The 7,641-nt window shown below is 50.0% G+C and carries 7 protein-coding genes and 1 pseudogene; 3 read left to right on the forward strand and 5 right to left on the reverse strand.

All coding sequences use genetic code 11. The features are described 5' to 3' along the window. Positions 1 to 56: 56 nt before the first annotated feature. The 4 genes from K4A83_RS08990 to K4A83_RS09005 form a co-directional block, all read right to left on the reverse strand. A complete protein-coding gene (locus K4A83_RS08990; RefSeq protein ID WP_265264160.1) occupies positions 57 to 206 on the reverse strand; it encodes an adenylate/guanylate cyclase domain-containing protein in 150 nt (49 codons plus the stop codon). Further along, positions 160 to 522: a hypothetical protein gene (locus tag K4A83_RS08995; RefSeq protein WP_265264161.1), complete on the reverse strand. Its 363-nt coding sequence runs from the start codon at positions 520 to 522 to the stop codon at positions 160 to 162. The genes K4A83_RS08990 and K4A83_RS08995 overlap by 47 nt, the downstream gene beginning before the upstream one ends. Beyond that, positions 519 to 3,662, reverse strand: coding sequence for an efflux RND transporter permease subunit (locus K4A83_RS09000; RefSeq protein WP_265264162.1), 3,144 nt, complete (start codon positions 3,660 to 3,662; stop codon positions 519 to 521). Before K4A83_RS09000 ends, K4A83_RS08995 begins: the two co-directional genes overlap by 4 nt. A 119-nt stretch (positions 3,663 to 3,781) precedes the next feature. Beyond that, positions 3,782 to 5,233 carry an efflux RND transporter periplasmic adaptor subunit gene (locus tag K4A83_RS09005; RefSeq protein WP_265264163.1) on the reverse strand — a complete coding sequence of 484 codons (1,452 nt, stop codon included), beginning with the start codon at positions 5,231 to 5,233 and terminating at the stop codon, positions 3,782 to 3,784. A 366-nt stretch (positions 5,234 to 5,599) separates the two neighbouring features. On the opposite strand from K4A83_RS09005, the gene K4A83_RS09010 reads away from it, so the two are divergent. The 3 genes from K4A83_RS09010 (at position 5,600) to K4A83_RS23125 (ending at position 6,623) form a co-directional block, all read left to right on the forward strand. Further along, complete coding sequence (locus K4A83_RS09010) at positions 5,600 to 5,950, forward strand: hypothetical protein (protein ID WP_265264164.1); 351 nt, start codon at positions 5,600 to 5,602, stop codon at positions 5,948 to 5,950. Between the two features lie 150 nt (positions 5,951 to 6,100). Continuing rightward, positions 6,101 to 6,373 (forward strand): BrnT family toxin, encoded by a 273-nt coding sequence (locus K4A83_RS09015; RefSeq protein ID WP_265264165.1) that lies wholly within the window; start codon positions 6,101 to 6,103, stop codon positions 6,371 to 6,373. After that, the gene (locus K4A83_RS23125; RefSeq protein ID WP_407809966.1) at positions 6,360 to 6,623 is read left to right on the forward strand and encodes a hypothetical protein; all 264 of its coding nucleotides are present in this window, start codon (positions 6,360 to 6,362) and stop codon (positions 6,621 to 6,623) included. Before K4A83_RS09015 ends, K4A83_RS23125 begins: the two co-directional genes overlap by 14 nt. Before the next feature lie 201 nt (positions 6,624 to 6,824). Here K4A83_RS23125 and K4A83_RS09020 read toward each other — a convergent pair. After that, positions 6,825 to 7,641 (reverse strand): annotated as a pseudogene (locus tag K4A83_RS09020) (hypothetical protein); the annotation flags it as partial.

Genomic DNA, 7,641 nt, shown 5'->3' on the forward strand with positions numbered 1-7,641 from the left:
CCGATATCAATTATCAATTATCAATTCCCCGACACCCCCCTATTCCCTTCAAGCCCTCACGGTATAGCTTCGCCACCCGGCACAGGCTCGGGCAGTTTTTCCATTAGCCAGTAGGTGTTCAGTTTTCCCTTGCCCTTAATCTCAACCTGCCCCCTTGCCTCAAAACGGTAGCGATCGCGCAACTGAAGATAGGTGGCTTCGGTCAAGCTGTTCCCATTGGGCTGCTTGGTAACTCATCGCCGCCACCTGCTGGGGGGTTGCTAAAAACTGATTGAGGCGATCTTGAACTCGCTGTGTGGTTTCCATTTGCAGTTTGGCGGCTAGGTGGTTCGTGGCAGATTGGCCATTGCGAAAGGAGAGGTAGCCCACCAGGCCAACAGCGACTAGAATTTGTCCAACAAATAAACCCACGAGGGCTTTGCGGAGGGGAAGCCGTTGCATAATCGTCATGGGATTAATGTCCAAATTGAAGATGGGGCGATCGCTCCTGTGGTGGACAAACCACAGATGAATCAGGGTCAATGGTTTATCTCTAAATACTCCTCTTGAGGAACATTTTCCCGACGGAAGATTTTGCCGATTCCCTGCACCACACTATCCACATAGGTGAACAAAACGGGAACCACAATCAGGGTGAGGAGGGTAGAGGTAGTAAATCCGCCAATAACAGCGATCGCCATAGGACTCCGCACCTCCCCATCTGCCCCGAATTCTAAGGCAATGGGCAACATCCCCGCCACGGTGGAAATAGAAGTCATAATAATCGGACGGAGACGGGACATCCCCGCGTCAATAATGGCTTGTCGGCGAGGGTTGCCTTCCGCCATGTTAGCTAGAGTACAGTCCACCAACAAAATGGCGTTTTTGGTGACTAAGCCCATGAGCAAGACAATCCCAATCAGAGCAAATAACCCTAACTCCTTCTGCATGACCAATAAACCCAGTAAAGCCCCCCCAATGGACAGGGGAAGGGCGGCTAGGATGGCGAAGGGATAGAGGAAATTGTTGTACAACAAGACCAAAATGACGTAAATGGAGAGAATCGCTAACCCCAAGGCTGAGGCAAAACGGGCGAAGATATCCCGCATAATTTCCGCATCCCCAGAGGGTTCCTCAAACACATCTGGGGGGAGAGATGTCATAGTGGGTAAAGCGCGCACCGCTTGCACCGCATTCCCCAAGGCAATCCCTTCTAGGTTCGCTTCCAGGGACACCTGACGGTAGCGGTCATAACGCTGAATTTCCGCCGGACCACTGCCTAGGCGAATGGTGGCGACGGAGGAGAGGGGAACTAAACGCCCCCCGGAGGCTGGGACTTGTAGATTGCGGATGGTGTCAATATTTTGCCGCTCTACGGGGTCTATTTGGACGCGGATGGGGATTTGACGGTCGGGAAGGTTAAATTTAGCTAGATTGGACTCATTGTCCCCAATTAAGGCGAGGGAGGCTGTTCGGGCGATGGCCTGCACAGATACCCCAAGGTCGGCCGCCCGTTGAAGGTCGGGCTGGATGACTAATTCAGGCCGGACTAAGCTGGCGCTGGAACTGACTTCCACTAGGCCCGGAAGTTGGCGCATTTCGTTTTCCAGACGGTCGGCGACTTCGGCTAAACTTTCGGGGTTTTGACTTTTGAGAATTAGGCTGAGGTCTTTGCTGCTGCCTCCTGCGCCCCCACTTTGGAAGGAAATGCGCGCTCCCGGAATGGTTTGGAAGACGGAGCGCATTTCTTGTTCAAAGTCCCGTTGATGGATGCGTTCTGAACGGGGGATCAGGTTGACAAAAACACTAGCAGAGTCTGGCGCGGAGGCACTGGCCAAGACGTTGGCGACGGCGGGATGGTCTTGGAGGACTTGATCTACTTCTCGCAGGACGGTTTCTGTGTCTCGTAGGGTGGAACCGGGGGGCAAACTGACGTTAACGGTACTTAGGCCGATATCGCCGCTATCAAAGAGGCCTTGGGGGATGTAGGGAATGAGTTGGAGACTGCCGATGAAGAAGGCGATCGCCATTAATAATGTAGCGATACGATGGCGCAGCGCCCAAGTCAGCGCGCCCCGGTAGGGTTGGCGTTTGCGATGAGGTTGGGGATTGTAGGCTTCTTGGAGTTCTTCTCGCCATTCTTGCAGGTGCAGGGTTTCCCGGTCTTGGGGGGGGTTTTTAACAAATTTGGAGGGGTTGGTTTTGGGTTTGAGCAGGTAGGCGCTCAACATGGGGGTCATGGTGGTGGCGACGAGGGTAGAGAACATGGTCGCTACGGCTACTGTTACCCCAAAGGGCTGGAAAAACTGCCCCGGAATGCCCCCCATAAAGGCCACGGGGAGGAATACGGCCACAATGGTGGCGGTGGTGGTAATGACGGCTAACCCAATTTCCCGCGCCCCGTCCCAAGCGGCTCTTAGGGGGGTTTTGCCCATTTGTAAGTGTTGGTCGATGTTTTCAATCATACAGATGGCATCATCGACTAAGTTCCCCATGGCTAGGGCTAGCGCTAACAAGGTCATGCCGTTGAGGGTATAGTTCAACATTCCCATGACGGCAAAGGTGGGAATGATGGAGAGGGGAAGGGCGAGGGCGGTGATTAGGGTCATGCGCCAATCGCGCAGGAATAGACCCACAGTGATTACAGTTAGGATGGAGCCGATAATCACCGCGTCCATGGTGGATTTATAGGAGTCCCGAATCGCCGTAGCCCGGGTGAAGATCAGGTCAATGCGCATATCGGCTGGCAGGGTTTTTTGGAGTTCTGCGATCGCCTTGCGGGTTTGTTCTTCGACGGTGACTAAGGTGCTGCCTGTGCTGCGGCGAATGGAAAAGGTGACGACGGACTCCCCATTCAATAAAGCCATTTGTCGGGGGTCTGAAGACCCATCTTCGACGGTGCCTAAACTTCCCAAGGCAACCGTCGAACCATCGGGCAGGACAATGGGATATTGTCGCAACTGGGCGACGGTTTGGGCGCTGCCGAGGGTGCGGATGTTCTGTTCACTGCCCCCTACTTCGGAACGGCCACCGGGCAGGTCAAGGTTTAAGCTACGGATTTGGTCATTCACGGCGGTGGCGGTAATGCCGTAGGCTTGGAGGCGTTTGGATTCGAGGTTAACCCGCACTTCCCGATCGACCCCACCAATGCGTTCAATTTGGGCAATTCCGGGGACGGAGGAGAGGGCGCGGCTAATATCTTGATCGACAAAGTTACTCAACTCTTCGACGGAACGCTGATCGGAGGAGAGGGTATAGGTCATAATCGCCCCGCCAGCAAATTCCAATTTCTGAACAATCGGCTCGTTAATATCTTGGGGCAGGTCGGCGCGAATTTGGGCGATCGCATTCCGCACATCATTAGTCGCTTGATTGCTCTCTACCCCCAGGGTGAATTGAACGGTGGTGTTAGAAACTCCCTCGCTAATGTTGGAGATAATATCATCCACATCGGCTAGACCCGCAATGGCATCTTCCACCTTCCGGGTGACTTGGGTTTCAAGTTCCACTGGTCCGGCTCCGGGCTGGGTGACGGAAACTTGAATGGTGGGAATATCAATATTGGGCTGTTGATCAATACCCAAACCGAGGAAGGAGAAGAAGCCCACAATCCCTAGGGTGAGGAACATCACCACGGTGGCAACGGGGTTTTTAATCGACCAGGAGGAGACGTGAAAGGACATAGTTTTTTCTAGTTAAGGCTTGCTGAATAAAACCGGACGCTAGAGGTAACAAGAGAATAGGGAATAGGGAATTAGTTCTTATTTCCAACTCCCCAACAAGGGGACTTTCTCAGCAAGCCCTAGTTATTACGGACAGTAATGCGATCGCCATCTTTCAAGTAAGGAACTCCTTTAACCGCTACTTCCTGCCCTACTTGTAAGCCTGAGAGAATTTCCACCCGATTGTCACCCAATAACTCTCCCATCTCTACCCGTTGAGCCTGTACCGTATTATCCCCTTGTAGGATAAACACCCGACCGCTACCATCAGGTTGGGGTAACACGGCTCCCGAAGGGACTGTAATCCCAGACGTTGAGGCAACAACAATTCGACCCCGTAGGAACATCCCCGGTTTTAAGCCCTCAGAACTGGGTAAATCCACCCGAACCATCGCTTGGCGTGAATCTTCATTCACTGAGGGTTCAATTTCTCGCACTCGCCCCACCACATTAATTCCCGATTGATTCTCGGCCATAATTTCCACGGCTTGCCCCGGCTGAATTTGGGACAGTTGGGTTTCCGGTACCCTGAATTGAACCTCTAAGCGACCATTCTCAACGATTTGGAATAATTCTTGGGATGAGGAGGTTAAATTCCCCACACTGGCATTGCGGCGCAACACCTGCCCACTCCGGGGAGCCACCACCCGGGTATTATTCAATTGAGCGCGAATCAATTGGACTTGTCCCTTGGCTTGAGACAGTTGGGCTTCAGCTTGGGAAATGACCTCCGGCCGCGGCCCCCGACTTAATTCTTGTAACCGGGCTTTGGCATCTTCCCGACTGGCTTGGGCTTGTTGAATATTGGTTAAAGCCACCTGTTTCTGATTCAGTAGCTCATCAAAACGGTCCCGGGCGATCGCACCCTCATCCACCAATTTCTGGTTACTCTCCACCCGCTTGGCGATTAAATCATAATTCGACTGGGCTTGGGCTACGCCCGCCTCCGCACTGCGCACCGCTTCCCGCGCCCGAGCTAGTTCCTCACTCCGCGCCCCCGCCCGCAACTCCGCCACCCTAGCCTCAGCCTGAGTCACAGAAGCCTGAGCTTGCACCAGTTGCGCCTCTAGCACCGAACTTTCCAACACCGCCATCAATTGACCCTGTTGAACCATACTTCCTTCATCCACCAACAAACGGGCAATTTTTAACCCCGTCGCCTCTGAAAAGACCGGAATCAGTTCTTGCGCCTGCACTGTCCCCGTCGCTTCTAGAGTCCGTTCCACCACCGTCTGTTCCACTCTCGCCGTCGTAACGGTTTGGCTCGAACCACTCGGCTCTGTTTGGGTGGTTTCCTGTGCCGTGGCAGGCTCTTCTGCCTTCGGTACAAGTATCTGAATCCCAAAGACAGCCAAGGAGATCCCAATCCCAATCCCTAATAGTAGGGTTTTGCCTTGATGTTTATTCAAAGCACTTTTACTTAAAGCACTTTCCAATCCGCCCTTGATGGGTGCAGAAGGCTCAGAAGATGATACCTCCATCGCCCCGAACTCTGGGTCGGGTTGACCTGTGATGTTCCTGTCTTGACTCACTGCTTCTCCTCAATTAGTAAAGGTGAACTGTATATTTTGGGTATATAAAAATTTGTGAATTTTTGTAATATCTATTTAATTTTAGCGATAAATGCCCCATCTGGACAAGTTAGAGCAAATGAACTACAAAAAGAAGCCGTAGAATCCAATAGGACTCCTCCTTAAATTGTTTCATTAGGAGTTGCCCACTGCATCACCCAAAAGCATGAATCTGAATCTCAAATCCGCTTTCTTTGGAAAAAACAGTAAAGTGTGAATTGTTTTCTTTTCTGATTACTGATGATGGTTTCCGCCAGTTAGTTCAGAGTATTCCGTTCATGTTATGCTATAGGATAAAAATAAATTAACCTTGGTGTTCTAACGCAAATGACAGACTTTTCTAGCCCTCCATTTGTTCTACTATTTTTTGGTTTATTTGTAGGAATTGTGTGTGGTTTTGCCTTTTTTCAAGGGTTAAAACAATTATTAAAAAAATGGTCAAAAACTCGCTCGACCAAAATTTTAGATCAACTGCGAGGCATCCCCCTTTTTTTACCATTTTTGGGTGTTGTTGGAGGAGTTTGTCTTTTTTTAGCAACCAGTTTACAAGTGTTAGCGATTAGCCCCAAAACAGCCTACATTATCGCAACTCCCCTGAGTATAGGAATGGGAACTTTAGTCTGGCTGCAATTAATGCGACAGGTGAATCAATTAGAGCGCAAAAGTAAATCTAGTTAGAGCTTGCTGAATAAGCCTGTAGGTTGGGTGCAGCGGAGCGCGAAACCCAACAATATAATCCTAGCTCGTTTTGGGGCTTTAGACCTGCAAAAGGCGCGCTGAAGCGCAACAACGAACGTGATTAGATTAATATAACAGCACAATAGCTTTATGCAGTTTGACTGGGATGAAAACAAAGCAGAACGCAATCTATCGAAGCATAAAGTTTCATTTGAGGAAGCAAAAACAGTTTTTGATGATCCTCTCTATGTTGACTTCTACGATCCAGATCACTCTGAGAATGAGGAGCGATACCTCATTGTTGGACAGTCAATTCGAGGGCGATTGTTGATTGTTTCCTACACTGAAAAAGGGGATTCAATTCGCCTTATCAGCGCAAGAGAGGTCACACGAACTGAACGAGAAGCTTATGAAAAGGGATAAGTCAGAAATGGAAGATGATCTACGGACTGAATACGACTTGAAGAGCCTGAGAGTCAGAAGATTAGGATCAGGACGAAAGAGTTTTGGCACAACAACAGTGCGTCTAGATCCGGATGTTGCTGAGATGTTTCCCAGTGCCGATGCAGTGAATGAAGCTCTGCGTTTTTTAATTAGGGTGACGCAGCAGAACCAAGCACTTGCTCCTCAGACGCAAGCTAACAGGGCGTTGGAGCAGACCGATGAGAGGTAATCAGAGGGCGTTAAAGGCTTGTTCGTAAGCTTCTACCAAAGTGGGGCCTGTAGGTTGGGTGCAGCGGAGCGCGAAACCCAACAATATAATCCTAGCTGGTTTTGGGGCTTTAGACCTACAAAAGGCGCGCTGAAGCGCAACAACGAACCTGATTAGATTAATATAAAACACCGAAACTGGTGGGGCAAAAACAGTTATTTCCTAATTTCCAAAAAACAAGGACACATTAGAACTCATCACCCCAAACCTAGTTTGACTCCCAGCCTTCACCGGAGTAAATACTACCTGCCAGACCGAATTTCCCTTTTCTATGTAATATACACCGTCCTGTTTAAAATCATTGGAAACCTCTTTCTCAACAAAATTTCTGGCTTTTAAACGAGCAATCACCCGTTGTTGAAAAGCCTCTGGGGAAAGACTGCTTGACTCCGGCAAACGTCCCCTTAAGGTTTGCCCAGACCCTAAACTAGGGTCTACTAAATCAGACTCTTGGAAACTTTCCAAACTTAATTCCTGTTGCAACGCCAGAAAAATCTGTTCAAATTCGCTTTCTTCTGGGGAGAGATTTTCTAAATTTCTTAAACGGGCGAGTTCTGTCTCTGCAATGGGTTGAGACAGGAGCAAAATCACGGTTTTATCTTCAATCTTCAGTAAATGTAAAAAACGCGCCTGACTATTGCCCTTTGACACCTGATAAATTTCCACCATGCCCGAACTTTGGGGCATTTTTTGCGGTTCATTAAAGCCCGCTTTGGTAATGTTTTTTTGATACCAGTTCGCCACGTTTTCCAGTGGGTCTGAGGTGTGAAATGCCCCTTGTTCAAATTCTGCTGAGAGGAGATTTAAAGCGCCCCGTTGACAGGGGAAACTGTCACAATAGTTGGGAAAGTTAGCAAAGGGATCTCGTTCATCCAACCCTTGAGCATTATTGCTGTTCTCCGTTTGTGTTCCTCCGGGGGGACTGGGGGAAGGAGTGGGGGTGATTTGGGGAGTGGGAGAGGGACTGGGGGACGGGGTG

It is taken from the genome of Spirulina subsalsa FACHB-351 (assembly GCF_026130165.1).
Classification (GTDB): domain Bacteria; phylum Cyanobacteriota; class Cyanobacteriia; order Cyanobacteriales; family Spirulinaceae; genus Spirulina_A; species Spirulina_A subsalsa_A.